This window comes from Salinirubellus litoreus (assembly GCF_037335815.1).
In the GTDB taxonomy this organism is placed as follows: Archaea; Halobacteriota; Halobacteria; order Halobacteriales; family Haloarculaceae; genus Salinirubellus; species Salinirubellus litoreus.
In genome coordinates this window covers 3,478,652-3,504,119 of sequence record NZ_CP147841.1, presented here as the reverse complement: position 1 = coordinate 3,504,119, position 25,468 = coordinate 3,478,652, and the positions used below count along the sequence as shown (strand labels likewise).

Annotated in this window: 25 protein-coding genes and 1 pseudogene; 17 read left to right on the top strand and 9 right to left on the bottom strand. The window is 69.6% G+C overall.

All coding sequences use genetic code 11. The annotated features are described in order from the left end of the window. Window positions 1-44: 44 nt before the first annotated feature. Complete coding sequence (locus WDJ58_RS17460; RefSeq protein WP_338914581.1) at window positions 45-1,565, top strand: AMP-binding protein; 1,521 nt, start codon at window positions 45-47, stop codon at window positions 1,563-1,565. 27 nt (window positions 1,566-1,592) lie between these two features. Here WDJ58_RS17460 and WDJ58_RS17455 read toward each other — a convergent pair whose 3' ends face one another. Further along, window positions 1,593-3,857 carry an NADP-dependent malic enzyme gene (locus tag WDJ58_RS17455; protein WP_338914580.1) on the bottom strand — a complete coding sequence of 755 codons (2,265 nt, stop codon included), beginning with the start codon at window positions 3,855-3,857 and terminating at the stop codon, window positions 1,593-1,595. A 98-nt stretch (window positions 3,858-3,955) separates the two neighbouring features. Between WDJ58_RS17455 and WDJ58_RS17450 the strand changes: the two genes are divergently transcribed. Then, window positions 3,956-4,777, top strand: a complete 822-nt coding sequence (locus WDJ58_RS17450) for a COX15/CtaA family protein (protein WP_338914579.1) — start codon at window positions 3,956-3,958, stop codon at window positions 4,775-4,777. A 9-nt stretch (window positions 4,778-4,786) separates the two neighbouring features. Here WDJ58_RS17450 and WDJ58_RS17445 read toward each other — a convergent pair whose 3' ends face one another. Beyond that, a complete protein-coding gene (locus WDJ58_RS17445; RefSeq protein ID WP_338914578.1) occupies window positions 4,787-6,340 on the bottom strand; it encodes a replication factor C large subunit in 1,554 nt (517 codons plus the stop codon). Between the two features lie 190 nt (window positions 6,341-6,530). On the opposite strand from WDJ58_RS17445, the gene WDJ58_RS17440 reads away from it, so the two are divergent. The 6 genes from WDJ58_RS17440 (at window position 6,531) to WDJ58_RS17415 (ending at window position 13,287) form a co-directional block, all read left to right on the top strand. Next, the gene (locus tag WDJ58_RS17440; protein WP_338914577.1) at window positions 6,531-6,953 is read left to right on the top strand and encodes a helix-turn-helix domain-containing protein; all 423 of its coding nucleotides are present in this window, start codon (window positions 6,531-6,533) and stop codon (window positions 6,951-6,953) included. A gap of 110 nt (window positions 6,954-7,063) precedes the next feature. Next, on the top strand, window positions 7,064-8,260 hold the full coding sequence (locus WDJ58_RS17435) for a 3-hydroxyacyl-CoA dehydrogenase (protein ID WP_338914576.1): 1,197 nt from the start codon (window positions 7,064-7,066) through the stop codon (window positions 8,258-8,260). A gap of 84 nt (window positions 8,261-8,344) precedes the next feature. Next, window positions 8,345-9,274 carry a class II glutamine amidotransferase gene (locus WDJ58_RS17430; protein WP_338914575.1) on the top strand — a complete coding sequence of 310 codons (930 nt, stop codon included), beginning with the start codon at window positions 8,345-8,347 and terminating at the stop codon, window positions 9,272-9,274. Between the two features lie 94 nt (window positions 9,275-9,368). Beyond that, a complete protein-coding gene (locus tag WDJ58_RS17425; protein WP_338914574.1) occupies window positions 9,369-10,571 on the top strand; it encodes an iron-containing alcohol dehydrogenase family protein in 1,203 nt (400 codons plus the stop codon). A 203-nt stretch (window positions 10,572-10,774) separates the two neighbouring features. Then, on the top strand, window positions 10,775-13,024 hold the full coding sequence (locus WDJ58_RS17420; protein ID WP_338914573.1) for a transglutaminase domain-containing protein: 2,250 nt from the start codon (window positions 10,775-10,777) through the stop codon (window positions 13,022-13,024). 110 nt (window positions 13,025-13,134) lie between these two features. Continuing rightward, complete coding sequence (locus WDJ58_RS17415) at window positions 13,135-13,287, top strand: hypothetical protein (RefSeq protein ID WP_338914572.1); 153 nt, start codon at window positions 13,135-13,137, stop codon at window positions 13,285-13,287. A 17-nt stretch (window positions 13,288-13,304) separates the two neighbouring features. On the opposite strand, the gene WDJ58_RS17410 is transcribed toward WDJ58_RS17415, so the two are convergent. Further along, on the bottom strand, window positions 13,305-13,883 hold the full coding sequence (locus tag WDJ58_RS17410) for a carboxymuconolactone decarboxylase family protein (RefSeq protein WP_338914571.1): 579 nt from the start codon (window positions 13,881-13,883) through the stop codon (window positions 13,305-13,307). Between the two features lie 130 nt (window positions 13,884-14,013). Here WDJ58_RS17410 and WDJ58_RS17405 point away from each other — a divergent pair, with 130 nt between their 5' ends. Next, entirely contained in the window at window positions 14,014-15,210 is a 1,197-nt protein-coding gene (locus WDJ58_RS17405; protein WP_338914570.1) for an MFS transporter, read from the top strand. An 11-nt stretch (window positions 15,211-15,221) separates the two neighbouring features. Here WDJ58_RS17405 and WDJ58_RS17400 read toward each other — a convergent pair whose 3' ends face one another. After that, the gene (locus WDJ58_RS17400; protein WP_338914569.1) at window positions 15,222-15,596 is read right to left on the bottom strand and encodes an aldolase/citrate lyase family protein; all 375 of its coding nucleotides are present in this window, start codon (window positions 15,594-15,596) and stop codon (window positions 15,222-15,224) included. 23 nt (window positions 15,597-15,619) lie between these two features. Between WDJ58_RS17400 and WDJ58_RS17395 the strand changes: the two genes are divergently transcribed. The 7 genes from WDJ58_RS17395 (at window position 15,620) to WDJ58_RS17365 (ending at window position 20,786) form a co-directional block, all read left to right on the top strand. Beyond that, the gene (locus WDJ58_RS17395; RefSeq protein ID WP_338914567.1) at window positions 15,620-15,832 is read left to right on the top strand and encodes an ABC transporter permease subunit; all 213 of its coding nucleotides are present in this window, start codon (window positions 15,620-15,622) and stop codon (window positions 15,830-15,832) included. Window positions 15,833-16,025: 193 nt separating this feature from the next. Next, window positions 16,026-16,526: a MaoC family dehydratase gene (locus tag WDJ58_RS17390; RefSeq protein WP_338914566.1), complete on the top strand. Its 501-nt coding sequence runs from the start codon at window positions 16,026-16,028 to the stop codon at window positions 16,524-16,526. An 80-nt stretch (window positions 16,527-16,606) separates the two neighbouring features. Then, window positions 16,607-17,077, top strand: a complete 471-nt coding sequence (locus WDJ58_RS17385) for a MaoC family dehydratase (protein ID WP_338914565.1) — start codon at window positions 16,607-16,609, stop codon at window positions 17,075-17,077. A gap of 7 nt (window positions 17,078-17,084) precedes the next feature. Next, entirely contained in the window at window positions 17,085-18,371 is a 1,287-nt protein-coding gene (locus WDJ58_RS17380) for a CaiB/BaiF CoA transferase family protein (RefSeq protein WP_338914564.1), read from the top strand. A gap of 291 nt (window positions 18,372-18,662) precedes the next feature. Then, window positions 18,663-19,427 (top strand): SDR family NAD(P)-dependent oxidoreductase, encoded by a 765-nt coding sequence (locus tag WDJ58_RS17375; protein ID WP_338914563.1) that lies wholly within the window; start codon window positions 18,663-18,665, stop codon window positions 19,425-19,427. 75 nt (window positions 19,428-19,502) lie between these two features. Further along, window positions 19,503-19,904 carry an acyl-CoA thioesterase gene (locus tag WDJ58_RS17370; RefSeq protein WP_338914562.1) on the top strand — a complete coding sequence of 134 codons (402 nt, stop codon included), beginning with the start codon at window positions 19,503-19,505 and terminating at the stop codon, window positions 19,902-19,904. Window positions 19,905-20,003: 99 nt separating this feature from the next. Then, the gene (locus tag WDJ58_RS17365; RefSeq protein WP_338914561.1) at window positions 20,004-20,786 is read left to right on the top strand and encodes an SDR family NAD(P)-dependent oxidoreductase; all 783 of its coding nucleotides are present in this window, start codon (window positions 20,004-20,006) and stop codon (window positions 20,784-20,786) included. A gap of 17 nt (window positions 20,787-20,803) precedes the next feature. Here the strand turns inward: WDJ58_RS17365 and WDJ58_RS17360 are convergent, their stop codons facing one another. From WDJ58_RS17360 to WDJ58_RS17345, 4 genes are all read right to left on the bottom strand, one after another. Next, window positions 20,804-21,385, bottom strand: coding sequence for a carboxymuconolactone decarboxylase family protein (locus tag WDJ58_RS17360; protein WP_338914559.1), 582 nt, complete (start codon window positions 21,383-21,385; stop codon window positions 20,804-20,806). A gap of 65 nt (window positions 21,386-21,450) precedes the next feature. Continuing rightward, the gene (locus tag WDJ58_RS17355) at window positions 21,451-22,419 is read right to left on the bottom strand and encodes an NAD-dependent epimerase/dehydratase family protein (RefSeq protein WP_338914558.1); all 969 of its coding nucleotides are present in this window, start codon (window positions 22,417-22,419) and stop codon (window positions 21,451-21,453) included. Window positions 22,420-22,474: 55 nt separating this feature from the next. Continuing rightward, window positions 22,475-23,647, bottom strand: coding sequence for an acyl-CoA dehydrogenase family protein (locus tag WDJ58_RS17350; protein ID WP_338914557.1), 1,173 nt, complete (start codon window positions 23,645-23,647; stop codon window positions 22,475-22,477). A gap of 217 nt (window positions 23,648-23,864) precedes the next feature. Next, window positions 23,865-24,770, bottom strand: a complete 906-nt coding sequence (locus tag WDJ58_RS17345; protein WP_338914555.1) for an HpcH/HpaI aldolase/citrate lyase family protein — start codon at window positions 24,768-24,770, stop codon at window positions 23,865-23,867. A 206-nt stretch (window positions 24,771-24,976) separates the two neighbouring features. Between WDJ58_RS17345 and WDJ58_RS17340 the strand changes: the two genes are divergently transcribed. Further along, on the top strand, window positions 24,977-25,252 hold the full coding sequence (locus tag WDJ58_RS17340) for an LLM class flavin-dependent oxidoreductase (protein WP_338914554.1): 276 nt from the start codon (window positions 24,977-24,979) through the stop codon (window positions 25,250-25,252). A 33-nt stretch (window positions 25,253-25,285) separates the two neighbouring features. Here the strand turns inward: WDJ58_RS17340 and WDJ58_RS26370 are convergent. Further along, window positions 25,286-25,408 (bottom strand): annotated as a pseudogene (locus WDJ58_RS26370) (helix-turn-helix domain-containing protein); the annotation flags it as partial. Window positions 25,409-25,468: the final 60 nt, after the last annotated feature.

Here is a 25,468-nt window from a genome sequence, read left to right as displayed (position 1 = left end):
GCGGTCGAAAGTTCAATAGGGTCTACCCGCATCAACGGTTGAACGTGCGCGACTGGCTGGCCCACCGCGCCGACGCGACCCCCGAGGCCCACGCGCTCCGGGACGGGTCGGGCGCGGTCACGACGTACGCGGCCCTCGACGACACGGTCGAGGAGCTCGCGGGCCGCCTGTCGGCTCACGGCGTGGGCGTGGACGACCACGTCGGCGTAGTCACGGGGACCCGCCCGGCGCTGGTCGAGGTGGTCCACGCGTCGATGCGGGTCGGGGCCACCCTCGTCCCGCTCGACGCCCGGGCGACGACCCCGGAGCTCGCCCAACGACTCGACGTCGCGGACGTCGACTGCCTGCTCTGCGGGGCGGACACGGCCGAACGAGCCGTCGACGCCGCCGCCGGACTCGACCGTGACCTCCCGGTCGCCGGGTTCGACGGCGGGACCGACGGCGCAGCCGATCTACTCGGGACCGACCCCGAGGCGTTCGAGGTGCCTGCGCTCACTCCGGACGGCATCGAGGTGATGCTGTTCACCTCGGGGACGACCGGCCGACCGAAGGCGGTCTGTCTCACCGCGGCCAACCTCGCCGCCAGCGCCGCCGCCTCCGCGTTCCGGCTCGGCCTCGATCCCGAGGACCGCTGGCACGTCGCGCTCCCGATGTACCACATGGGCGGGCTCGCACCGGTCTACCGGTCTGTGCTCTACGGGACGTGCGTCCTCGTCGAGGATGCCCGCGAGGGGTTCGACCCGGGCCGGACGCTCGACGTCCTCGACGCGAACGACGCGACGTGTACGTCGCTCGTACCGACGATGCTCCGGCGGCTGCTCGACGCCGGCGAGGGGACGGGGAACCCCTTTCCCGACTCCCTGCGCTTCGTCCTGCTCGGCGGCGCACCCGCCTCAGAGCCGCTCCTCGACGAGTGTGCCGAACGGGGGGTCCCGGCCAGTCCGACCTACGGGATGACGGAGACGGCCTCGCAGATCGCTACCGCCACTCCCCGGGAGGCTCGCGACTATTCCGGCACGGTCGGGAGCCCGCTGCTGTTCACCGAGGTGACGGTCGTCGGGGACGACGGCCGGGCGGTCCCTCGCGGCGAGCGCGGCGAGCTGGTGGTCGCGGGGCCGACGCTCACGCCCGGCTACTACGGCGAGACGGCCTCCACCCGCGAGCAGTTCTGCTCGTTCGGTTTCCGCACCGGGGACGTTGGCTACCGCGACGAGGCCGGCCGGCTCTACGTGCTCAATCGGCTCGACGACCGCATCATCACCGGGGGGGAGAACGTCGACCCCGGCGAGGTGCTCGACGTGGTGAAGGCCGCTCCCGGCGTCTCCGACGCCGCCGTCGTCGGACTGTCGGACGAGGAGTGGGGCCAGCGGGTCGCGGCGCTCCTCGTCGCCGACGGCGAGTTCGACCGCGGATCGTTCGACGCTCACTGTCGCGAGCGGCTGGCCGACTACAAGCTCCCCCGAACCGTCCGACTCGTGGATTCGGTACCCCGGACCGCCTCGGGGACGGTCGACCGTGCCGCCGTCAGGGAGCGCCTCCTCGGGGCGGAACCGGACGAGAACTGACTGGACGCTCCGGCCGGCTCGACCCTTCTACTCCTCGTCCTCCCGTTCCTGTGCGTCGACGACGGCCACGCCCGCGAGGTTGACGATGTCCTTGACCTCGTCGCCGCGCTGGAGGACGTGGACCGGCTTGTCCATCCCGACGAGCATCGGGCCGATGGCCTCCGCCCCGCCGAGCCGCTGGAGGAGCTTGTAGGCGATGTTCCCCGCTTCGAGGTTCGGGAACACGAGCACGTTCGCCGGCTCGTCGAGCTCGGAGAACTCGTAGGTGTCCGTGAGCATCTCCTCGACGACGGCGGTGTCGGCCTGCATCTCACCGTCGACCGGGAACTCGACGTCGGGGTCGGCCCGGAGCCGCCGGGCGGCCTCGCGAACCTTCGCCGTCCCCTCGTTGCGGACGCTCCCGAAGTCCGAGTACGAGAGCATCGCCACCCGGGGCTCGACGTTGAACCGTTCGGCGAGCTTCGCGGTCTGTCTGGCCGTCTCGACGAGCACGTCCGAGTCGGGGTCCTGGTTGACCGTGGCGTCGGCGAAGAACACCACCTGGTTCTTGAACGTCAGCATGTAGACGCCAGCGGCGTAGTCGACGTCCTCGGCCGTCCCGAGGACCTGGAGCGGGGGCCGGAGCGCCGAGGGGTAGTGGTGCATCAGCCCCGTCAGCATAGCATCGGCGTCGCCCATCTCGACCATCACGCTCCCGAGGTAGTTTCCGTCCTCGACGAGCTCGCGCGCCTCGCGCCGGGTGATCCCCTTGCGCTGGCGGAGCTCGTAGAGTCGGTCGGCGTACGGCTCCAGGTCACCCTCCTCGGGGTCGACGATCTCCGGCTCGAAGTCGAGGCCGAGCCGCTGGCTCTGCTCCCAGATACCGTCGCGCTCGCCGATGAGAATCGGCTCGGCGATGCCCTGGTCCTGTAGCTGGTAGGCCGCACGAACCATCTTCTCGTCGCCGCCCTCCGCGAGCACCACGCGCTTGGGCGATGATTTTGCCTTGTTCAGGACGACGCGCATCATCTCGCGGGATTTGCCGAGCCGCGCCTCCAGCTGATCGACGTACTTCTCCATGTCCAGGTCCTTCCGGGCGACGCCGGACTCGACCGCGGCACGAGCCACCGCGGGGGCCACCTCGAACAGCACCCGCGGGTCGACGGGTTTCGGGATGATGTACTCGGGGCCGTACTGGAGGGGCTGGTCGCCGTACGCCTTGACGACCGAGTCGGGGACGTCCTGTCTGGCGAGTTCGGCGAGCGCCTCCGCGCAGGCGACCTTCATGTCCTCGTTGATCTCGGTGGCGCGGACGTCGAGCGCCCCCCGGAATATGAACGGGAACCCGAGGACGTTGTTCACCTGGTTCGGGTAGTCCGACCGACCCGTGGCCATGATCACCGTATCGTCGCGGGCGGCCTTGGCCTGCTCGTAGGGGATCTCGGGGTCCGGGTTCGCCATCGCGAAGATGATCGGGTCGTCGGCCATCGACCGGACCATCTCCTCGTCGACGATCCCGCCGACCGAGAGGCCGACGAACACGTCCGCGCCCGCCATCGCGTCGGCGAGATCACCCTCGGGGACGTCGCGGGCGAACTCCCGCTTGAACTCGTTGACGTCGCCCGAATCGGCCCGCTCCTGGGTGATGATTCCCGAGGAGTCGAGCATCGTGATGTTCTCCTTCGTCGCGCCGAGCGAGACGTAGAACCGCGCGCTGGCGATGGCCGAGGCCCCCGCCCCCGAGAAGACGATGTCGAGGTCGCCGAGCTGTTTGTCCGCGATGTCGACGGCGTTCAAAAGCGCCGCTCCCGAGATGATCGCCGTCCCGTGCTGGTCGTCGTGGAAGACGGGGATGGACATCTCCTCGCGCAGGCGTTCCTCGATCTCGAAACAGCCCGGGGCCTTGATGTCCTCCAGGTTGATCCCCCCGAACGTCGGCTCCATCGCCTTCACCGACGTGACGATGTCGCCCGGATCCTGCTGGTCGAGTTCGATGTCGAAGACGTCGATGTCGGCGAACCGTTTGAACAGCACGCCCTTGCCCTCCATCACGGGTTTCGAGGCCTGCGCGCCGATGTCGCCCAGCCCCAGCACCGCCGAACCGTTCGACACCACGCCGACCATGTTCCCCTTCGCGGTGTAGGTGTACGCCTCCTCGGGGTTCTCGTAGATGGCCATACACGGCGCGGCCACGCCCGGCGAGTAGGCCAGCGAGAGGTCGCGCTGTGTGTTGGTCGGCTTCGTCGTGGAGATCTCTATCTTGCCCGGCGGCTCCTGGCGGTGATATTCGAGTGAGTCCTCGTCGAGTCCCATGACGGGAGGCCGTCGTGGAGGGTGAAAAAGCTATGCGGTGGCCCCCACCCCCCGGAGCGGAACGCACCATACAAGTCGCCCCGTCCCCGAGTCACCGTATGGATCAGCGTACCCGTCGGCTCGCCGGCGCATCGGTCGCGCTGACGTTCGTCCTCGTCCTCCTGGGCGTCTACACCGCCGCCGCCGGTGCCGGCCTGACCTGCGGCCAGCGGTGGCCGCTGTGTGATGGTGCCGTCTTCGGGCTGTTCCCGGCCGACTTCCCCTCGTTCGTCGAGTGGTTCCACCGCCTCTGGGCCATGATCACCGGGTTCGTCGTGATCGGCGCGACGATCAGCGCGTGGCGCGGGGAGGCGAGTCGGCGGGTCGCGTACGCCCTCGCCGGCGCGACGCTGATACTCCCCTCGCAGATCGTCCTGGGGGCGCTCACCGTCACCCGGTACGAACTGCTGATACTCGTCGCGCACTTCGTCACCGCGTTCGCCATCCTCACGCTCCTCGTGGCCGCGGCGGTGTGGGCCTACGAAGGGAGCGTGGACCTCCCGGCCCGCCGCCGGCAGGCCGCGCTCCTCGCCGCGGGGCTCCTCCCGTTCTACGCGCTGCTCTCCCCGCGGCTCGTGTTCGTCTACTCGCCGGCGGTGCAGGTGGCCTTCTACGCCGTCGGGATGGCCGTCTACGCCGCGCTCGTCGCCGTGGCGCTCACGTCGGGGGGACGGATCCGAGCGCTCGCCGGCGGGGGTTCGGCGGTGCTGTTCGTCGAACTCGTCGCCGGCAGACAGAGCTACGGGGCGACGGGTGAACTGCTGATGGTCGTCGGCGCGCTCGTCACGTTCGTCGTCGCCGGGGTCGTCGCGTGGCGACTCCACGCCGAGCGCGACGCGCGGCGACCGACTGGCGGCGACGGGGCCGCGAGCGGGGACTGAGCGGCGCGTTCAGAAGAAGTCGGTCAGCCCGGACTGCTGGTCGTCCTCCTCGGCTTCGGTCGCCTCCTCTTCGTCCGTCTCCTCGTCACCGTCCTCGTCGGCAGCGCTGTTCAGGGTCGCCTGCCCGTCACCGCCTCCGGCCTCCGCATCGTCGTCGGTCCCGGTCGCGTCCGTCCCGTCCTCGTCTCCCCCTGCTCCGTCGAGCGTCTCCCCGGGGAGGAAGGCGTCCCCGGAGTGTTCGACGGCCTCGCGTTCCCGGAGTTCCTCGGCCTCCTCGACGATGGACTGGACCTTGTTCGTCGACTCGCCCGACCCCGTGACGAACGCGACGTGCTCGGCGTCGAGTTCGTAGCGGGCGGTCATCGCCAGGGTCAGATCGCGGGGCTTGCAGTAGGCCGTCATCGCCGAGAGGTAGGGGAGGATCGAGCGCCGGGCGGTGGCGATGCTCGCGCCCTCGGCCTCGGCGACCTTCCGGGCGACGTAGTCGCGCTTGTCGCGGGTCCCCCGGGAACGGCCGAGCTTCGACCAGTACGACGGCGGACCGTAGCGGGTCCACCCGCCCTTGGGCTCGCGGCGCGAGGCCGCCACGCCTGCGGTCATGTTGTCGCTCGCGTACCGCCAGAAACGGTACTGCTGGGTGGCTCGCGTCCGTCCGAGCCAGACGTCCGCGTCCGAGAGGTGCGCGTAGGCGTCGGCGAGCTCCGCTCCCGCGTAGTCCTTCGGGACGTTGTCCTCGATCCAGTTGATGAGGTCGTCCGGCGTCTCGTCGACGTCGTAGGAGGCCTCGAGGGCCTCCTGTGCGCCGGCCTCCTTGATCACCGTGTCGAGGTACTCGAAGATACCCCGCTCCTTGTCCCGCGAACCGGTCACGACGTCCTCCTCGGCGAGCGTTCGGGTGCCCTCGGCGACGGCCTGGAGGTCGTTCACCGCCCCGCGGAGGTCCCCGCGGTTCCGTTCGGCGATGGCCTCGAGGGCGTCGGACTCGTACTCGATGCCCTCCTTCCGGCAGATGTCACGAAGGACGGGGACGATCGAGCGCGGGGAGACGTCGCGGAACTCGACGGTCTCGCAGGCGTTGCGGAGCCCCTGGCTCATGTCGTAGAACTCGTTGGCGATCAGGACGACCGGCTGTCCGGCCTCCTTCACGAGCTTCGTGATCGCGCGCGTCCCACCCCGGTCGGCGTTGCCGTGGACGTTGTCGGCCTCGTCGAGGATCAGGAGCTGACGGCCGCTCTCGGCGTCCCTCTCTCCGCCGTCGGTGTCGCCACCGCCGTAGTCGATGGTCCGCAGCGACTGGTTCATCGCCGCGCCGCCTGCCAGCCGGTCGATCTCGTCGCCGGTCCGCGAGTCGCTGGCGTTGAGCTCCATGACGTCCCAGCCCATGTCGTTCGCCAGCGCGTGGGCCGCGGAGGTCTTGCCCACCCCCGGCGCGCCGTGGAGGATGACCGCCTGCCGGTGGTCGTCCCACGACTCGGCCCACTGCCGTAGCGAGTCGCGGGCCTTGTCGTTGCCGCGGACCTCCGACAGCGTCGACGGGCGGTACTTCTCCGTCCAGTCGGTCATTAGCGGAGGGAGGTGCGAGGTGCGTTTAGTGGTTCCGGAGCGTCACTCCTCACTCACCGCCTCCGGATCGAGGTGGGGCGCGAGCCCACCGCCCGGACGGATCCGGCGGCCCGGTGCGAGCCGGAGATCAGCAGGGCGAGGAGAAATATAAGTAGTTGTATTTATTTACCCTCGAGTTCGACGTCGGGGCATGGGCGATCTCGACGGGGTCACGGCGTCGGAGCTCAGGGACGCGCTGGAGCGGACCGGCGACCCGAAGGCGGTCAAGCGGCTGATGGTCGCGCTGGCGTATCTCGAGGGCGTTCCCGTCGAGACGCTCGTCGACCGCTACGGGTTCGCCCAGTCGACGGTCTACTCCTGGCTCGATCGGTTCGAGGAGCGCTCGCTGGACGACGCGCTCCACGACGAGTCCCGTCCGGGCCGACCGCCGAAACTTCCCGTCGACGAGCGCGAGACGCTCGCCGACCAGCTCCGCGAACGGCCGGAGGCGGTCGGGTACGACGAACCGACCTGGACGCCGGAACTCCTCCGCGAGCACGTCGACCGGGAGTTCGGCGTGCGGTACTCGGTGGGGCACGCCCGCCGGCTGCTGGCGGACCTCTCCCCCGAGTAGCCGGAGGCGGCGTCCGTACGGCTCGGCGGATTCGGTTACAGACTCTTCTGTTCGATGTCGTCGGGATGGACGCCGATCGTTTATGTACTCCCCGTCCGTTGTCGTCGGCCATGACCGTGGGTCTCGACGAGATCGACCGGACGGCAGTGATCGGTGCAGGACAGATGGGACGAGGCATCGCGGCGGTGACCGCGCTCGGCGGCTACGAGGTCGCGCTCTGTGACATCGACGAGGAACAGCTCGAGTCGGCCGTCGAGGAGATCGAATGGAGCCTCGGGAAGGCCGTCGAACACGACCGCGCCACAGAGGAGGAGAAGGCCGCCGCGATGGACCGTCTCGAGACCTACACGGAGACCGCCGAAGGCGTCACGGACGCCGACTTCGTCACCGAGGCGGCCCCCGAGAACCAGGATCTCAAGCAGTCGATCTTCGAGGACATCGACGAGCACGCGCCGGCGGAGGCGATCCTGGCGACCAACACGTCGGGGCTGAACATCACCCGCATCGCCGAGACGACCGACCGCCCCGAGAGCGTCTGTGGCACCCACTGGTTCAACCCGCCGATGCTGATGGAACTCGTGGAGGTGATCGAGACGGAACACGTCGGTTCGGAGGTCGCGGACACCGCCGAGGCGTTCATCGAGGACCTCGGCAAGACGCCCATCCGGTGTCGGATGGATATCCCCTCGTTCATCGTCAACCGGCTGATGCGGCCCTACGGCCGGACGGCCGTCTGGTACGTCCAGTGGGACGACGCCGGGATCGAGGAGATCGACTCGGCGATGAAGTACAAGGCCGGCTTCCCGATGGGGCCGTTCGAACTCGCCGACTACACCGGCTCGATCCAGCTCTCCGTCGAGGCAGAGGAGGGCCACATGACCGACGACCGTCCGCTGAAGTACGATACCCCGGTCCCCGATCTGATCCACGAGAAGTACGAACAGGGCCACTACGGCCGGAAGTCCGGGAAGGGCTACTACGACTACTCGGAGCAGGATCAACCAGCGATCTCCGAGGCGGCGGGCGAGGCGTTCGACCCCCTCGTGATCTGGGCACCCGTGATAAACGAGGCGGCGAAGCTCGTCCAGCACGACGTCGCCAGCGTCGAGGACGTCGACACGGGGGCGAGACTGGGCGGGAACTGGCCGACCGGCCCTCTCGAGAAGGCCGACGAGATCGGCCTCGACCCGGTCATCCGCCAGTGTACGCGCTTCGCCGCGAAGCACGACGACATCCGGGAGATCGACCACGCGCTCCCGTGTGACCTGCTGTTCGAGATGGCACGCGACGACGAGACGTTCTACTGAGCTACCGAGCCCCGCGCTCGACGCTCGTGGAGCTTCCTCTCACTCGGCGCGAAGTTCAAGCCCACCGGACGTGACAGGGTGTTCATGTGTCGCTTCGTCGCGTACCACGGCCCGCCGATCCGGCTCGACGAACTGCTCTACAGGCCCGACCACTCCATCATCCACCAGTCGACGGACTCCCGCGAGCGCGAGGAGCCGCTGAACGGCGACGGCTGGGGCGTCGGCTGGTACGACCCCGATATCTCCCCGGAGCCCGCGGTCTACCGCGAGATCCGGCCGGCCTGGGGCGACGAGAACATGATGCAGGTGAGCCCCCTGGTCGAGACGCCGCTCTACTTCGCCCACGTCCGTGCGGCGAGCCCGGGACTGGCTGTCCAGCGGCTCAACTGCCACCCGTTCCCCGGCGGGCGGTACACCCTCGAGGACCGCCGCGACCGCGATCCGGTCGAGGAGGCGCGCCAGGAGCTCATGTTCATGCACAACGGCGGACTCGGGGCCTACGGCGACGTGATGCGACGGCTTCGCGAGGGGCTCGACGAGGAGCTCTACTTCGGTATCAGGGGATCGACCGACAGCGAGCACGCCTTCGCGGTGATTCAGGCGAAGCTCGGCGAGGCGGTCCTCGATCCCACCACGGCCGACCTCGCCGCCGCCGTCCGCGACGGTCTGGAGTACCTCGAGACGCTGAAACACGAGGTGGGGAAGGGAGAGGAGACGACGTGGGCGAACTTCTGTCTGACCGACGGCGAGTCCGTCGTCGCCACCCGGTACGCCAGCCCCGACGAGGCGACCGCACAGTCGCTCTACGTCGGCGAGGCCGGGTCGTTCGTGGCCGAGGGGGCGTTCACCGGGACACCCGATCCCGGGGGTGACGCGGCGACGATCATCGCCAGCGAGGCGCTGTTCGAGGACGACCGCGTCTGGCGGGCGGTCCCCCGAAACAGCATGGTGACGGTCGCGCCCGACGGGGAGACGGCCGTCGAACCGCTCGACTTCGACCTGCCTGCCGTCTGAGCGGGAGCCGAACGGGACTCTATGTACCGAGCGCGGGAATCCCGGAATCCGGTGCCCCAACAGTGATGTGTGTTCCCGGAGCACGGGGGTTCGCATGATACCGATTCCGGACTCGTTCGACTACGGCCACTGCGGGGTTGACCTCGTCTACGGGCGGGACAGTATCGCCGACCTGGGCGAGAGCCTCGAAGAGCGCGGGCTGGAGCGTGCGCTCGTCGTCTGCGGGTCGAACGTCGGCGCGAACGAGGAGCTGATGGGACCCGTTCGCGACGGGCTCGGCGAGCGTCTCGCGGGCGTGTTCGACGGGACGAAGCCCTCGAAGGACGCACGGGACGCCTTCGACGGGCTCGAACGCGCCCGGAAGGTCGACGCCGACGTGTTCGTCGCCGTCGGCGGCGGGAGCAGTATCGACGTCGCGCGGGCGATGGGCGTCCTCGAATCCGACGGGCGGTCGATGGACGACCTGCTCGCCGAGGCGAAGGGGGACGACGACATCACCCCGATACGCGGCGGCGAGGACGTGACACCCCTGGTCGCCGTCCCGACGACGTTCGCCGGTGCGGACGTCTCCTCCGGCGGGTCGCTCCTCGTCGCGGGCGTGGACGAGCCCCCGACGGGAGAGGTGAACCGGCTCGGCATCGACGACCCGCGATCGCCGCCCGTCGAGATCAGATACGACCCGGCGCTGTTCGAAACCACCCCGATGGGTGCCCTCGCCGGTTCGGCGATGAACGGCTTCGACAAGGGCATCGAGACGATCTACGGGGAGGGTCCGACGGCGATCACCGACGGGACGGCGGTCCACGGCCTCTCGTTGCTCGCCGAGGCCCTCCCGCGGCTCGACGACGGCGATCCCGACGCGATGGACCGGGCGGTAGCCGGGATCATACTCGTCCAGTTCGAGCGCAGTACCAACATCGTCCACGCGTTCGGCCACGGGTTCTCCCGGCGCTACCCCGTCCAGCAGGGGGTCGTCCACGCGATCCTGGTCCCACACGTCCTCCGGTACGTCTTCGAGCACGTCGACGGGCGGCGCGACCTGCTCGCCCGCGGGCTCGGCGTCGATCCCGAGGGGCTCTCGGCGGAGGAGACGGCCGAGGCGGTCGTCGACGCGGTGATCGAGGTCAGGGACGGGCTCGGCCTCCCCACCCGGTTGCGAGACCTCGATCCTGTCCACCGATCCGACGCTCCTGCCATCGCCGAGTTCATCATGGGCGACGCGGCGCTCGCTCGCTCGCCCCCCGGCCTCGACCCGACCGCCGAGGAGATCGAGGCCGTCATCCACGACGCCTGGTGAGCCACTGAGAACGGGCGGTCCAGTCCGGGTAAACCGAGCGAGTTTCCCGATCCCGTCCCTCCTTTCTCGTCCGACCCTCGTGGGTACTGCCGGGACCGGAAAGATACATTGGCCTGCGGCCCCTCGGTGATGGGGAGAAGGGGTCTCCCGACAGGAACGATGACACCGACGTGGACCGACCGCGGACGCGGGTCCGACCCGACGTGACCTCGCGGTCCGGCCCGGTAGCGGCGCGGCGTCTCGCCGGAGTCCTCGGGGATCGGCTCTCGGTCCTCCGAGCGTTGGCGCTCCTCTCGGGACTGACGCTCATCGTCGCGTTCCTCGGCGTCTTCTACCACCTCGTCGACGTGGTCGGGGGTGTCGCGTGGTTCGTGGCGGCCGTCGCGGCCGCGCTGGTCCTGAGCACCGCGTTCGCCCGACTGCTCCCGCCCCGCCTCGCGCTCGGTGTCGGCACGGCGATACTCCTCGGCGGGGTCTGCGTCTACGTCCTCCTCGTCCCCGAGCACCACGACCGCGTGTTCACGCTCGGTTTCCTCGTCGACTTCGCCGCCTACCTGACCGGGATCTCGGTCCTCCAGTTCCTCCGGGTCGACCTCTGGGCGGTCGCCGTCGCGCCGGGCCCGACCTTCCTGACCTGGTATCTGCTCCTCCGCCGCCGGTACGACCTCGGGTCGCTCGTCGGGGGCACGATGCTCGGCTTCTTCGTCCTCACGGGCGACGCCGGGTGGGCGACCACCGTCGTCGGGGCGACGAGCGCGCTGGCGGTGCTCGGGTTCGGGTCACTCGAACTGGCCGGCGGTACCGGGCGACACGTCGAACGCCTCGGTGGCATCTTCGTCGGCGGGGTCCTCGCCGCCCGGATGCTCCGGGGAGTCGACTGGAGTTCCCCGGCGGTAGCGACCCCGGACGGCTCCGGCGCGGACGGCGGTTCCGGTGGCGGACCGACCATCGAGGGGAGCCTGACCGCGACCGACGGCCGTGTCGACGTCGTCGGCTCCATCGCCCTCTCGCCGGCGGTCAGGTTCGTGGTCTCCGCCGACAGCGCCTCGTACTGGCACGTCGACGCCCTCGACCGGTACACCGGCGACGCCTGGGTCCGCTCGGGTGGGTCCGGCCCCTACGAGGGCCCCCTCGATCCGCCGGTCGCGCGGACGACGACCGTCGAGCAGACGGTCCGCGTCGAGTCGGCGCTCCGGGCGATGCCCGCCGCGTGGAAACCGGTGGCGGTCCGCGAGTCTCCCGGGGGTGTTCGGGTCACGTCCGAGGGGACGCTCGTCCCCGCGGAGTCGATCCAGGGGGGGCGGTCCTACACCGTCGTCAGCGAGGTCCCGGACGTCGGTTCCGGGCGGCTCCGCGAGGCGGGGACCGACTACCCCGCGCCGGTCCGCGAGCGCTACCTCCAGCTCCCCGAGAGCACTCCGGGGCGCGTCGGCCGGAGGGCCCGGGAGATCGCTGACGGGGCGGCGACGCCCTACGACGCCGCGCGGGCGATCGGTCGGTGGCTCCGGTCGAACAAGGGGTACTCGCTCGCCGTCGAGCGACCGACCGGCGACGTCGCCGACGGGTTCGTCTTCGGGATGGATCGCGGGTACTGTACCTACTTCGCCACCGCGATGGCCGTCATGCTCCGGTCGCTCGGTATCCCCGCCCGCTTCGCCAGCGGGTACGCGCCCGGCGAGCGCGTCGCCGAGGACCGACTCGTCGTCCGGGGGCTCGACGCCCACGCCTGGGTCGACGTCTACTTCCCGGGCGTCGGGTGGGTGGCGTTCGACCCGACGCCCGCCGGACCCCGCCGAGCCGCCGAGCGCCGGAGCCTCGAATCCGCCCGGACGGCGGGGATCGGCGGGATCGACACCGAGGGGACCCGGGCGCGACTCGCCGAGCGGACGCCGCCCCCGGCGAACGTCTCGACGGTCATCACCCCGGACCCGCTCGCCGTCGTCGAGGAGAACCGATCGGCCGGAGCCACACCGGCGTCGGCGGGCGAGGCGTCCGCCGCGACCGGGACGGGACCGGCCGCCACCGGCGAAGCCGACGGCACGTCGACGGGCTGGGGGCCGGGCGAACTGCTCGCCGGGGTCGACCGCGTGACGCTCGCCGCCGCCCTCGTCGGTGGCGTCCTCGGTGTTCGCCGTCTCCGACTGGCCGAACACGCCTATCGAACCCTCAGGGTCAGGTACCAGTCGACGACCGACTCGCCCCCCGAGGACGTCCGGCGTGCGTTCGACCGCCTCGAACTCCTCCTCGCGCGGCGACGACGGCCGAGAGCGCCCGGCGAGACCCCGCGCCAGTACCTCGACGCGCTCGGCCCGTCCGTCGACCCGCGGGCCCGGCGGGTGGTCGAACTCCACGAGCGGGCCACCTACTCCGGGGCCGTCTCCCGCGAGGAGGCCGACGAGGCCGTCCGGTGCGTCGACGAACTGGTGCGTGACGGCCCCGGTCGACGACGGTGAGTCGCTCCTGGTCGCCCCTCGGCGTGCCGTGGCCCCGCACGAGCGGCGTTCGTCCCGCGCATCGAGACCGAGACGCTCACGACTGCTCTCCGCGACGACTTCTGTCACCCGTGGGAATCTACCGGTACGCGACCGACGGGGCGGGTACGCAGGGGGACTTCCACACCTGGGTCGGCGTCGCCGTGGACCTCACCGAGCGGCGGATGCTCCTGATCGACGACCCGCCAAGGAACGCCGAGTACTGCGAGTACCGCCTGACCTGATCCCGCCGCTTCACCGCTCAGAGGTCCTCCAGTTCCCAGCCGACGAACGCCTCCTCCGGTTCGACGCCCATGGCGTCGAGCGCGCGGGCGATACCCGCGTACGACCCGACGAGCATCGTCGTCCCGACCACCGTCTCCCGGCCGTAGCGGTCGGCGAACCGCTCGAACGTCTCGTCGCCGACGGTCCCACCCGAGACCGCGGCCGCGTAGGCGACGAGCGCGGCTTCCTCCTCGGGGAACGCTTCGTCCTCCCCGCGGGCGACGGCGCGTATCTCCTCGGGCGTGAGGCCGACGCTCAACCCGTGCCGGACGTGCTGGTGCCACTCGTAGCGGGAGTCGCTCGCCCTGGCCGAGGCCAGTATCGCGAGTTCGCGCTCCCTGCTACTGAGCCCCGACTCCTGCCACACCGTCGAGTTGAAGTCCCTGAAACCCCGCAGCATCGCGGGGTTGTTGGCGATCGCACGGTGGACGTGGCGGGCGCCGGTACTGAACCGGCCGCGGTACCGCTCGGGGAGGGCCTCGTCGTCCATCGACGTCTCCAGCAGGTCACCGTCACCGGAGAACCTCTCCGGGTCGACGTGGGGCAGGCGAGCCATGCGTGAACGTGGCGTAGCCGCCGTGAAATAGCTTCCCGCCGACCACGCCGCGATCCGCCCCTGACACCGGCTTCGGTCCTCCCGTCGGGAATCCGGACGGCTGAAGTACCCCCATCGAGAGCCTCCCGTCGTGGAAGGGACGGCAGCCACCGACGAACGGTTCGTGCGCGGCTACGGGGGGCGTCTGCTGCTGATCGTCTCCGCGGGCTGGGCCACCGCCCAGGGCGGTCGGCTAGTGCTGTCGCCGCTGGTGCCGGCCGTCCGCGAGGACCTCGCCGTCTCGAACGCGGAGATCGGATTCGTCTTCTCGGTACTCTGGGGGCTCTACGCGCTGTTGCAGTACCCGAGCGGTCGGCTCTCCGATCGCCTCTCGCGCAAGACGCTGCTCGTGGTCGGCGGGGCGATCGGCGCGGCGGGCTTCCTCGCGATGGGGCTCGCCTCGACGTATCTCGCCTTCCTCGCCGGCGCGGCCGTCGTCGGCGTGGGCGTGGGGCTCTACCCGACCGCCGCGCGGGCGCTCATCTCCGACCTGTTCGTCGAGCGCCGGGGCCAGGCGTTCGGCCTCCACACCGCCTCGGGCGACCTCGGCGGCGTGGCGGCCGCGGGGCTGGCGACGCTCGTCGTCGCGGTCGCCACCTGGCGGACCGCCTACCTCCCCGTCGTCGCCCTGCTCGCGCTGATCGTCGTCGCGATACACGTCCAGAGCCGGGAGCCGTACGTCTTCGAGCGGACCGAACTCGCGGTCGGCGCGACCGCCCGCCGACTCCTCGCGCGCCCCGGCCTCCGGCGGCTGGTGCTCGCGTACGTCCTGTTCGCGTTCAGCTGGCAGGCGACGACCGCGTTCCTCCCGACGTTCCTGCGGGCGAGCAAGGGGCTCCCGCCCGCAGTCGCCAACGCCGGGTTCGCCGCGCTATTCCTGGTCGGCGCGATCGCCAAACCCACGGCGGGCTGGCTCGGCGACCGCGTCGAGAAGCAGCGGGTCGCGCCCGTCGCGCTCCTGCTCGGCGCGGGTTCTCTGGGAGTCGTCCTCCTCGTGGACTCGACGCCGGCCGTCGTCGTCGGGGTGGTGCTGTTCTCGGCCGGACTGCTCTCCTTCCCACCGGTGATGCAGGCGTACCTGATGGACCGGCTCCCGAACGAGAGCATGGGCGGGGACCTCGGCGCGATGCGCAGCGTCTACATCAGTATCGGCGCGACCGGTCCGACCGTGATCGGTGCGATCGCCGACGTGAGCTCGTTCGGCGTCGCGTTCACCGCGCTCGCCGGGTGCCTCCTCGTCAGTGCCGTGCTCGTCAGGAGCTCCACCCGCCAGGTCGACGCGGGCTGATCTGTCGAGAGCTACTCCCCGACCACCTCGTCGATGACCGGGAGCTGTGCGGGGTGGATGGCACCCTTGCCGTCGAAGCCGAGTACCCGCGACCGGCGACAGGCCTCGCGGAGCCCCTCGGGGTCCGAGTAGTCCGCGTAGGGACCCTCGTAGGCCGCCACGCCCGCCACCCTCGCGGCGGCGACCGTCCGGGCTCGGGCGTAGTGCCAGACGTCTCCCGGGTAGTCGGCCGTCCCGCCGATGGTCTCGACCTCGATACCCTGCGAGGCGGCGACGTCGCCGAATCCCAGGGAGACGGACTCGACGCGCTCGTGCGCCCCGAGGACCTCGTCGAGGCGCTCGGGCGCCTCGACCTCCTCGACGACCACGCTCATCCCCACGCTCACTCATCACCCTCTACCCCGTCTCGATGACCCGCGCCATCGGCGGCCTCGTGCTCATCGAGATCGTCTTCAACTGGCCGGGCATCGGCTTCACGCTCGTCCAGGCGGTCCTCTCCCGTGACTTCCCGGTCGTTCAGTTCGTCTTCTTCCTGGTGGCGGCGTTCGTCATCGTCGCGAACTTCGGCGTCGACGTCATCTACGGCGTCATCGACCCGCGGGTGTCTGTCGGCGACGACTGACCGACGACCACCCCCTGTTCGATCCTCTGGCCGTCCCGTACCCCGATCGTCGATTCCCGTCCCGTCGGGCCGGAAGCCGCACCGACAACCGCCCGAACTCCGGTCGGTTCGCGTGGCGGGAGATACCTCGGGATCGCAGGAGGGGGTGTGGGAAGCGGAATCGTTATGCTCCCGTTCCCGGAACGGAGGTGTCATGGGTGACGAGGACACGGAACGGATAGCCGTCGAGCGGATCAACTACTTCGAGGACTTCTCGGAGGGGCAGACGTTCGAGCACCACTGGGGGCGGACGATAAACGAGGGGGACAACAGCGTCTTCTCGACGCTCACGATGAACGCCAACCCGGCCTACTTCAACGCCGACTACGCCGAGGGGCTGGGCTACGACCGCGAGGTCGTCAACCACATGCTCGCGTTCAACGTCGTCTTCGGGATGAGCGTCCAGGACCTGAGCGAAGCGGGCGGCGCGTTCCTCGGCATCGAGAGCCTCGACTTCCACGAGACGGTCTACCCCGGGGATACCCTCTACGCCGACAGCGAGGTGCTGGGAAAGCGCGAGAGCTCCTCCAGACCCCACCAGGGGATCGTCCACTGGCACACGAAGGGGAGCCGTCCCGACGGGGAACTGGTGCTCGAGTTCGAGCGCAAGAACCTCATCAACAAGCGGGATCCGCCCGAGGGGGCCGGGGAATGAACGGCGCTGCTGAGTGCGGGGGCGGCGCGGCGGGACGAACGAACGATCGGACGCGGAGGGCGGGGGGTGCGAACTGAACCATGGCACGAACCAGCGAGGACAACTACTACGAGGACTTCGAGGTCGGACAGGTCTACGAGCACCCCCGCGGGAAGACGATGACCGAGATGGACAACGTGCTCATCACCAACCTGGTGTTGAACACGGCCCAGGGGCACTTCAACGAGGACTCGATGCGGGACAGCGAGTTCGGCCAGCGGATCGTCTACGGGGGGATCAACCTCTCGCTGACCTGCGGGCTCGCCTCCGAGACCATCTCCGAGAACGCCGTCTCGATCCTCGGACTCGACGACGTTCGCTTCACGACGCCCGTCTTCCACGGCGACACCCTCTACGCCGAGAGCGAGGTGCTGGAGAAGCGCGACGCGGAGGACCGCGACGACGCCGGTGTCGTCACCTTCCGGGTGACCGGGCACAACCAGGACGACGAGCAGGTTCTCCAGGCCGAACAGACCGTCCTCCTGAAGAAAGCGGCCCACTGGCGGGACTGACCTCCTCATGAGCGAACCAGACGAGACCGACACCGGGGACGCGCGTGCCGGCTCCGAGGGGAACTCGCGGGAGACGTGGGGGCCGCTCCAGGGGGTTCGCGTCCTCGACCTGACCCAGATGCTGGCCGGGCCGTTCGCGACGATGCTCCTCGCGGATCTCGGCGCGGACGTCGTGAAGATCGAACCGCCCCGCGGGGACATGACCCGGGACAACCCGCCGCACCTCACCGAGGACGACGCGTACGGGGGGTACTTCCACAGCGTCAACCGGAACAAGCGCAGCGTCGTGATCGACCTCAAGTCCGAGGAGGGTCTGGAGACGCTCCGCGGGATGGTCGAGGACGCCGACGTGCTCGTCGAGAACTTCAAAGTCGGGACGATGGACCGGCTCGGGCTCTCCTACGAGTCGCTCAGCGAGATCAACCCGGGACTCGTGTACGCCGCGATCCGGGGGTTCGGCGATCCCCGAAGCGGCGAGAGCCCCTACGCCGACCGCCCGGCGTTCGACATCATCGCCCAGGCGATGGGCGGCGTGATGAGCATCACCGGCACCGAGGAGTCCGGGCCGGTGAAGGTCGGCCCCGGCGTCGGGGACATCTTCCCGGCGTCGCTCTGTATCATCGGCGTGCTCTCGGCGCTCCACCACCGCGAACGGACCGGCGAGGGCCAGTTCGTCGATGTCGGGATGGTCGACGGCGTGCTCTCGCTCACCGAGCGCATCGTCCACCAGTACGCCTTCGAGGGGGAGGTCCCCGGGCCGCAGGGGAACACCCATCCCCTGCTGTTCCCGTTCGACCGGTTCGACACGACGGACGGCCACGTGATGATCGCCGCACCCTCGGACCACCAGTGGACGGCGCTCTGCGAGGCGATGGACCGGCCGGACCTCGCGGAGGAGTACGCCGAGGAGACCGATCGGGTCGCCAACGCGGACGAACTCCGACCGATCGTCGCCGAGTGGACCGAGAAGCGGACCAAGGAGGAGGTCGCGGACGCGATCGCCGACGACGTCCCGTGTGGCCCGGTCAACACCGTCCTCGACGTGTTCGAGGACGAGCACTTCGACGTCCGCGGGATGCTCCCGGAGGTCGAACACGCAGACACCGGCCGGGAGGTCTCGCTCGCGGGCTCGCCGATCAAGCTCTCGGCGACCCCGAGCGGCGTCCACCACCGCGCGCCGTTCCTGGGCGAACACTCCCGGGAGGTGCTCGCGGAGTACGGGGTCGACGAGGAGCGCGTCGAGGCGCTCGTCGGCGAGGGCGTCGTGCAGGAGCCGGACGGTGGGGACGACTGAGGTTCGAACCGGGATCGACGCTGGCGTTTTCGGAGGTCGGCGAATCCGATTGGGATCCGAACAACCGAGCCGGGGGGACTGAAAGGGGCCGCTCGCTGGGCGAAGTACGACGATGCAAGCACCGTAACGGAGGGAGCGGAGCGACCGGAGTGAGGAGCGCAGCGAGGCGCACGAGTCCAGCGAGCGGGGGCTTTCGAAGTGGTCTATCCGCTGCTGTCTGTATCCGCTGGTACCGGATATCATCCGGACGGTGACCAGCACGCTTACTACGAGATACGGAACGGCTCCGGTATGTTCAGCGAGGACCTCCTGGCGGGCGAGGTAGCGGTCGTGACGGGTGCGAGCCGGGGGCTGGGCGAGGCCATCGCGCACCGACTGGCCGAGGTCGGTGCCGACGTGGTGCTGACCGCCCGCTCGGCGGAGCGCCTGGAGGCGGTCGCCGAGTCGGTCGGGTCCGGGACCGGTGCGACCGCCGTCGCGGTTCCCGGGGACGTCCGCGAGATGGAGGACGTGAGCCGGGTGGTCGATCGGGCGACCGAACTCGGCGACGGCGCGGTCGACGTTCTCGTCGCGAATGCGGGGGCGAACTTCCACTCGCCGATCGCGGAGATCAGCGAGAACGGCTGGGGCACCATCGTCGATATCAACCTCCACGGCACCTTCCGGTACTGCCACGCGCTGGCCGACGCGCTGACGGCCGCCGACGGCGGTCGGGTGGTGACGATGAGCAGCGTCGTCGGGCGGGACGGCGCGGCCGAGAGCGCCCACTACGCCGCCTCGAAGTCGGGGATCGAGGCGCTTACCCGGTCGCTCGCGAGTGAGTGGGCAGAGCGGAACGTCCGGGGCAACTGCGTTCGCCCCGGCCTGGTCGCCACCCCTGGCGTCGAGGAGAACCGGGGCGTCACCGCCGAACGTATCGACCGTTCGGACGTGGATCGCACGCTGGGACACCCCGACGAGATCGCCGACCTCGTGACGTTCCTCGTTTCGCCGGGGGCCAGCTACGTGACCGGGCAGACCTACACGGCAGAGGGCGTCCCCGAGGGCGCGGACTGAGGGTCCTCCCCGCGCTCTCCGGATCGGGCGCCCCCCGATTCGAACGGTTTAGTGATCCGGGGACGAGGACCGCTCATGGCACGGTACTCCACCACGCTACAGGTCCGCTTCCGGGACATCGACCCGCTGTACCACGTCAGCCACACGGTCTACGTGGTCTACATGCAGCAGGCCCGGCTCGCGTTCTGCGAGGAGGTGCTCGGACTCTCCGAGTCCGAGTGGGACACCGTCGTGGCCCACCTCGAACTCGACTACGAGTCGGAGGTCGCATTCGGCGACGAGGTGACCGCGGAGACGTGGATCTCCGACGTCGGCTCGTCGAGCTTCACGATGGCCTACGAGCTCTCCGCGAACGGGACCGTGGCTTCGAGAGGTGAGTCGGTGCAGGTCGTCGTCGATCCCGACACCGGCGAGAACACCGAGCTACCGACCGGGTGGCGCGAGCAGTTCGAGAGCTACCGTGACGACGGCTCGTAGCGTTCGGCTATTCGATCGGGGTCGGGCACACCCGACGTCTCACGGTCCTTCGCCACCGCTCGCCCCTACATTCATGTACGAGAACGGAGGACACAGCCCATGCCAGGACGGCTCGCAGACGAGACGGCTATCGTCACCGGTGCGGCACAGGGTATCGGCTACGCCATCGCCGAGCGGTTCGCCGAGGAGGGCGCACGGATCGTCGTCGCGGACGTGCAGGCCGACGCCGCGGAGGAAGCCGCGCGCACGCTCGGGGGGATCGAGGCGTGTCCCGACACGCTCGCGGTCGAGTGCGACGTTACCTCCCGCGAGGACACCCGGCGGCTCGCAGCGCGGGTGGTCGAGGTCTTCGACGGCGTGAACGTCCTCGTGAACAACGCCGGCATCTCCGTCCACGGGGAGTTCCTCGACCTCGACCCCGAGGACTGGGACCGGGTGATCGACGTGAACCTCACGGGCGTCTACAACTGCTCGGCGGCGGTCGTCCCCGAGATGCTCGACGGGGACGAGGCGGGGGGTGCGGTCGTGAACGTCTCCTCGATGGCCGGCCGCGGTATCAGCTATCACGCGGCGGCGAACTACACCGCCTCGAAGTGGGGCGTGATCGGCCTCACCAAGCACATGGCGTGGGACCTCGGCGAGCACGGCGTCCGCGTGACCGCCGTCTGTCCGGGGTCGACGCTCACCCCGCTGACCGAGGGGGCGACCGAACCCGAGGAGCGGGCGGCGACGAGCCGGAAGATACCCCTCGACCGGTGGGCAGACCCCGGGGACATCGCGGACGGCGCGCTCTACCTCGCCTCCGAGGAGGCCGACTACGTCACGGGGACGGTCCTCGAGATCGACGGCGGCAAACAGCTCGGCGTGCGAAACGAGATCTGACCGCTCGGCGACCCTCCTCAGAGGCCGTCGAGCCCCCAGCCGACGAACGGCTCCTCCGTCCCGAGGTCGAACCCGGACTCGACCAGTCCGATGACCGAGTAGAGTCCGACCAGGACGCCGGTGCCGACGGCGGTTCGCTCGTCGAAGTAGTCGACGAACATCTCCAGGGTGGGAACGTCGAGGCTCCCGGTGGCGAAGCCGGCGGCGAACTCCACGAGCGCGCGGTCGCGCCCCTCGAACGCCTCGCGCCGGTCGGCCCCTATCGCGGCGATCTCCTCCGGCGTGAGCCCCTCCGAGAGCCCGACCCGGACGTGCTGGTGCCACTCGTAGGCGGCGTCGAGCGCCCGGCCGGTGGCGAGGATGACGAGTTCGCGCTGGCGGGGTTCGAGGCCGCACTCCTCCCAGACCGTTCGGCCGAACTCCCGGAACGCGACGAGGAGCGGCGGCGACCGACCGATCGTCCGGTAGATGTTCCGGACGGGGCTCTCGATGAGGTGGTGGTACTTCTCGGGGAGGCCCTGCTTGGGCGAGAGCGATTCGAGCGATTCGCGGCGTTCTTCCGGCAGGTCCTCGGGGTCCGCGAAGTCGATGCGTACCATGTGACCAGCACGCACAGCCGGCTGATAAATCCCGTCGGGGGTTCGATCGGCTCGAAAGGGGTGGATCAGTCGGTCGTTCCCCAGGGAGCGTCGTCGGGATCGAACGTCCACGCGTCGGGGTTGGCTTCGAGCCACTCGACGTACGTGTCGACCGTCTCGGCGATGTCGAGCGTCGCCTCCCAGCCCACGTCCTCGCGCAGACGCGAGGAGTCGGAACGCGGGAACGGGGGGTACTCCCCGTCCTCGCGTCCGGGCCGGAGCGTAACGTCGGCTCCCGGGACCCGCTCTCTCACGACCTCGACGAACTCCGCGAGGGTCGCCCGGTTGCCCGAACCGACGAGGTAGCGGTCGTGAGCCAGTTCGTCGGCGAGTGTAACGGCGACGAACGCCGTGGCCTCGTCGCCGACGTAGATGAACTCGATCGGGGTGTCCAGGTCCGGGACCTCGACGGGGACGCCACTGACGGCCGCCTTGACGATGTAGGCATCCTCGACGTTTCCCCGGTTCCGGTCGGGGCCGAGGCCGTGGAGCGGTTCGAGCGCCGCGAACTCGACGCCGCGCTGGTCGCGGTAGGTCCGGCCGATCCGCTCGACGGCGTACTTCGTGAGCCCGTAGATGCTCTCGGGGGTCTGTGGCGTCTCCTCGGTGAGCCGGTCGCCGGTCGAGGGGCCGTAGCTCGCGCTCGAGGAGGCGGCGACGACCCGCTCGACGCCGTGGGTGTCGGCCGCTTCGAGGACGTTCAGCGTGCCGTCGACGTTCACCGCGAACGCCCGCCGGGGGTCGTTCTGACTCGGCCGACCGAGCAGCGACGCGAGGTGGATGACCCGGTCGGGCTCGAATCGCGCGACGGCGTCGAAGACGTCGGCCGCGTCGGTGACGTCGCCCTCCACGAACCGGTACCCCTCCGAGACGGGTTCGGCGACGGACGAGGGCTCGCGGATGTCGAGGCAGGCGACCTCGTGGCCCGCCTCGACCAGCTGAACGAGGACGTGCGACCCGATGAACCCGTGTCCGCCGGTGACCATGACTCGCATACCCACTCCACAGTGAGGGGGTGGTTATGGTTTGCGGCGCTGTGGAGGGACCGACTCAGGAGCCCGAGCCGGTCGCGTGGACGCCGCGGTCGAACAGGTGGTCGGAGACGACGCGCTGCTGGATCTCGCTCGTGCCCTCGAAGATCTTCGTCAGGCGGGCGTCCCGCCAGTAGCGTTCGAGCGGGTAGTCGGTCGTGTAGCCGTTGCCGCCGTGGATCTGGATCCCCTCGCTGGTGACCTCCTCGGCGATCTCGCTGGCGTAGTACTTCGCCATGCAGGCCTCCATGTCCGTCCGCTGGTCCTTGTCGACCTGCTTCGCGACGTAGTGGGTGAGCTGTCGGGCGGCCTCGATCTTGGTCGCCATCGTCGCGAGCTTGAACCGGATGGCCTGGAACTCGCCGATGGGCTGGCCGAACTGCTCGCGGTCCTGGGCGTACGACAGCGAGTCCTCCAGCGCCCCGCGCGCGAGCCCGATCGCCCGGGCCGCCGTGTGGACGCGAGCGGGCTCGAAGAACTCCATGATGTGGTAGAACCCCTGACCCTCCTCCTCGCCGACGAGCTTGTCCTCCGGGACGCGGACGTTGTCGAAGTTGAGCTCCCAGGAGTACCAGCCGTGGTAGCCGATGGTGTTGAGCTTGGTCCCCGAGAGCCCGTCGACGTCGAACTCGCCCGGCGTCTTGTCGACGATGAACGAGGAGATGCCCCGGTGCTTCGGTCGCGCGTCGGGGTCGGTCTTGGCGTAGACGACGATGAAGTCCGAGCCCTTCGCGTACGTGGCCCACGTCTTCTGGCCGGAGAGCTCGTACTCGTCACCGACCTTTTCGGCGGTGGTCGACATCGAGGCGACGTCGCTGCCCGCACCGGGCTCGGAGATGCTCGTCGCCTGGATGCGCCTGCCGGCGGCCATGTCGGGGACGTACTCCTCCTTCTGCTCCTCGGTCGCGCCGGCGAGGTTCTGCCCGCGGGCGATGATGCTCGCGACGCTCATCCACCCCCGCGCGAGCTCCTCGGTCACGACGGCGTAGGCCAGGTTGTCCATCGCGAGGCCGCCGTACTTTTCCGGGGTCTTCAGGCCGAAGTAGCCCATCTCGCCCAGCTTCTCGACGAGCTCGTCGCTCATCCGCTCGTTCTTCGGGTCCCGCTCGTTCGCCTCCGGGATCACCTCGTTCTTCACGAACTCGCGCGTCTCGTCCCGGATCATCCGGTGTTCGTCGGTCAGGTAACTCATGGTTCGGTGTTCGGGCCGTCCCCGGTGCCGGCTCGTGCGCTCGGCGTGGGGGCGGTACCACTGCGGGCTGGCACCGCCGCTCCGACCGTCCGCGGAGCCGACGGGTCCGTTCGCCTCATGTGGTATGGACTGACGTGTGCTGCCGCGCGGTTAAAACGTTGCGTTGCGGAACCCCCCGCCTCGGGACGAACGCGGACCGTTCGGACGCGAGTGTCCCCTACTCCTCGATCATGCCGATCTCTCTGGCCCGGTCGATCGTCTCGCGGGCCTTGCGGATCGACGCCTCGTCGATCATCTCGCCGTCCAGTTGCACGGCTCCCTTGCCCTCGGCCTGGCCTGCCTCCATCGCCTCGACGACCCGCTGGGCGTGTTCGACCTCGTCGGGCTCGGGCGCGTAGACGTCGTTGGCGATCTCGATCTGGCTGGGGTGGATGGCCCACTTGCCGACGAACCCGAGGACGTGCGAGCGCTCACACTCCATGCGATACCCCTCGGGGTCCGAGAAATTCCCGTAGGGGCCGTCGATGGCGTCGATACCGTTGACCCGCGCCGCGACCGCGACCCGGTTCCGGTGGTAGTGCCAGACGTCGCCGGGGTAGTCGTTCGCCCCGCCGATACTTTCGAGGTTCATCCCCTGGGAGGCCGAGTAGTCGCCGAACCCGAGGACGAGCCCCTCCAGGCGCTCGCCGGTGGCGGCGATCTCGTCGACGCGCTGGAGCGCCTCGACCTCCTCGATGAGCACCTCGATACCGACCGTGTTCTCGATGTCGCTGTCCCGCTCGATGCCCGAGAGGAGCTTCTCGACCATGTAGACGTCCTGCTCGCGCTCGATCTTCGGGACCATGATCGTGTCTATATGCTCGCCCGCTCCCTCGACCACCTCGATGAGGTCGCCGTGGGCGTTGGGGTGGTTCAGGTCGTTGATTCGCACTGAGATGACCTTCCCCTCCCAGTCGAACTCGTGGATGGCGTCGACGATCTTCGCGCGCGACTCGACCTTCTCGCTGGGCGCGACCGCGTCCTCCAGGTCGAGCATCACCTCGTCGGCGTCGGAGCCGGCCGCCTTCTCCATCATCTTCATGCTACTCCCGGGGGTGGTGAGTTCGCTGCGTCGGACTACCATGGCGGCCGACTCTGCAGGGGGGACGGACATAACCTTTCCCTCGCCGGCTCGGGGGAGACCAGGGGTGGCGGGAACAGAGATGATCGGATCCGATACGTATCCGATCCCATCCGGTCCCTCCGGAGGCGTTCCCGGCCGAACACCCGGCGAGCGCCCCACGACCCCCCGGCCAGGTTTATTACCCCACCCACGGTCGCGTAGGCCGTATGGACGTCAGCTACACCCTCGGCACCCAGTTCGCGCGGTCCCGGTCGCTCGACGGTATCGCCGAGGAGCTCGTCTACCAGACCGAGCTCCTGCGCGACGGCGGGTTCTACTGCCTGTTCGTGCCCGAACATCACGCGACCGACGACAGCTACCTCTACAACGAGGCGGTCGTCTCGTACCTGGCGAATCACGTCGGCGACATGAAGCTCGGGACGGGGGTGTGTCTGCTCCCCTTCCACAACCCGGTCCGCATCGCCGAGTTCGAGGAACCGTAGTCCGAGGTGGTACTCCCCTTCCTCCTTGGCGACGAACCCCTGCTCGCGGAGCGTCGCCAGCTGCGTGTGGACCGTCCCCTTGTTGAGGCCGAGGCCGCCCGCGATCTCCGTGACGCCGGCACCCTCCCGATCCTCCAGGAACCCGATGATCTCCATCGCGGTCCGGACCGACTGGACGCGTCGGGGCGACCGACCCTCGTTCTGGATGGCCATGCC

What these genes read in the sequence shown, in the direction of transcription:
- WDJ58_RS17455 (WP_338914580.1), bottom strand. Translation starts at nt 3,857, where the DNA reads ATGGGACTCGACGAGGACTCACTCGAATATCACCGCCAGGAGCCGCCG.
- WDJ58_RS17450 (WP_338914579.1), top strand. Translation starts at nt 3,956, where the DNA reads ATGGATCAGCGTACCCGTCGGCTCGCCGGCGCATCGGTCGCGCTGACG.
- WDJ58_RS17445 (WP_338914578.1), bottom strand. Translation starts at nt 6,340, where the DNA reads ATGACCGACTGGACGGAGAAGTACCGCCCGTCGACGCTGTCGGAGGTC.
- WDJ58_RS17440 (WP_338914577.1), top strand. Translation starts at nt 6,531, where the DNA reads ATGGGCGATCTCGACGGGGTCACGGCGTCGGAGCTCAGGGACGCGCTG.
- WDJ58_RS17435 (WP_338914576.1), top strand. Translation starts at nt 7,064, where the DNA reads ATGACCGTGGGTCTCGACGAGATCGACCGGACGGCAGTGATCGGTGCA.
- WDJ58_RS17430 (WP_338914575.1), top strand. Translation starts at nt 8,345, where the DNA reads ATGTGTCGCTTCGTCGCGTACCACGGCCCGCCGATCCGGCTCGACGAA.
- WDJ58_RS17425 (WP_338914574.1), top strand. Translation starts at nt 9,369, where the DNA reads ATGATACCGATTCCGGACTCGTTCGACTACGGCCACTGCGGGGTTGAC.
- WDJ58_RS17410 (WP_338914571.1), bottom strand. Translation starts at nt 13,883, where the DNA reads ATGGCTCGCCTGCCCCACGTCGACCCGGAGAGGTTCTCCGGTGACGGT.
- WDJ58_RS17395 (WP_338914567.1), top strand. Translation starts at nt 15,620, where the DNA reads ATGACCCGCGCCATCGGCGGCCTCGTGCTCATCGAGATCGTCTTCAAC.
- WDJ58_RS17390 (WP_338914566.1), top strand. Translation starts at nt 16,026, where the DNA reads ATGGGTGACGAGGACACGGAACGGATAGCCGTCGAGCGGATCAACTAC.
- WDJ58_RS17385 (WP_338914565.1), top strand. Translation starts at nt 16,607, where the DNA reads ATGGCACGAACCAGCGAGGACAACTACTACGAGGACTTCGAGGTCGGA.
- WDJ58_RS17380 (WP_338914564.1), top strand. Translation starts at nt 17,085, where the DNA reads ATGAGCGAACCAGACGAGACCGACACCGGGGACGCGCGTGCCGGCTCC.
- WDJ58_RS17375 (WP_338914563.1), top strand. Translation starts at nt 18,663, where the DNA reads ATGTTCAGCGAGGACCTCCTGGCGGGCGAGGTAGCGGTCGTGACGGGT.
- WDJ58_RS17370 (WP_338914562.1), top strand. Translation starts at nt 19,503, where the DNA reads ATGGCACGGTACTCCACCACGCTACAGGTCCGCTTCCGGGACATCGAC.
- WDJ58_RS17365 (WP_338914561.1), top strand. Translation starts at nt 20,004, where the DNA reads ATGCCAGGACGGCTCGCAGACGAGACGGCTATCGTCACCGGTGCGGCA.
- WDJ58_RS17360 (WP_338914559.1), bottom strand. Translation starts at nt 21,385, where the DNA reads ATGGTACGCATCGACTTCGCGGACCCCGAGGACCTGCCGGAAGAACGC.
- WDJ58_RS17355 (WP_338914558.1), bottom strand. Translation starts at nt 22,419, where the DNA reads ATGCGAGTCATGGTCACCGGCGGACACGGGTTCATCGGGTCGCACGTC.
- WDJ58_RS17350 (WP_338914557.1), bottom strand. Translation starts at nt 23,647, where the DNA reads ATGAGTTACCTGACCGACGAACACCGGATGATCCGGGACGAGACGCGC.
- WDJ58_RS17345 (WP_338914555.1), bottom strand. Translation starts at nt 24,770, where the DNA reads ATGGTAGTCCGACGCAGCGAACTCACCACCCCCGGGAGTAGCATGAAG.
- WDJ58_RS17340 (WP_338914554.1), top strand. Translation starts at nt 24,977, where the DNA reads ATGGACGTCAGCTACACCCTCGGCACCCAGTTCGCGCGGTCCCGGTCG.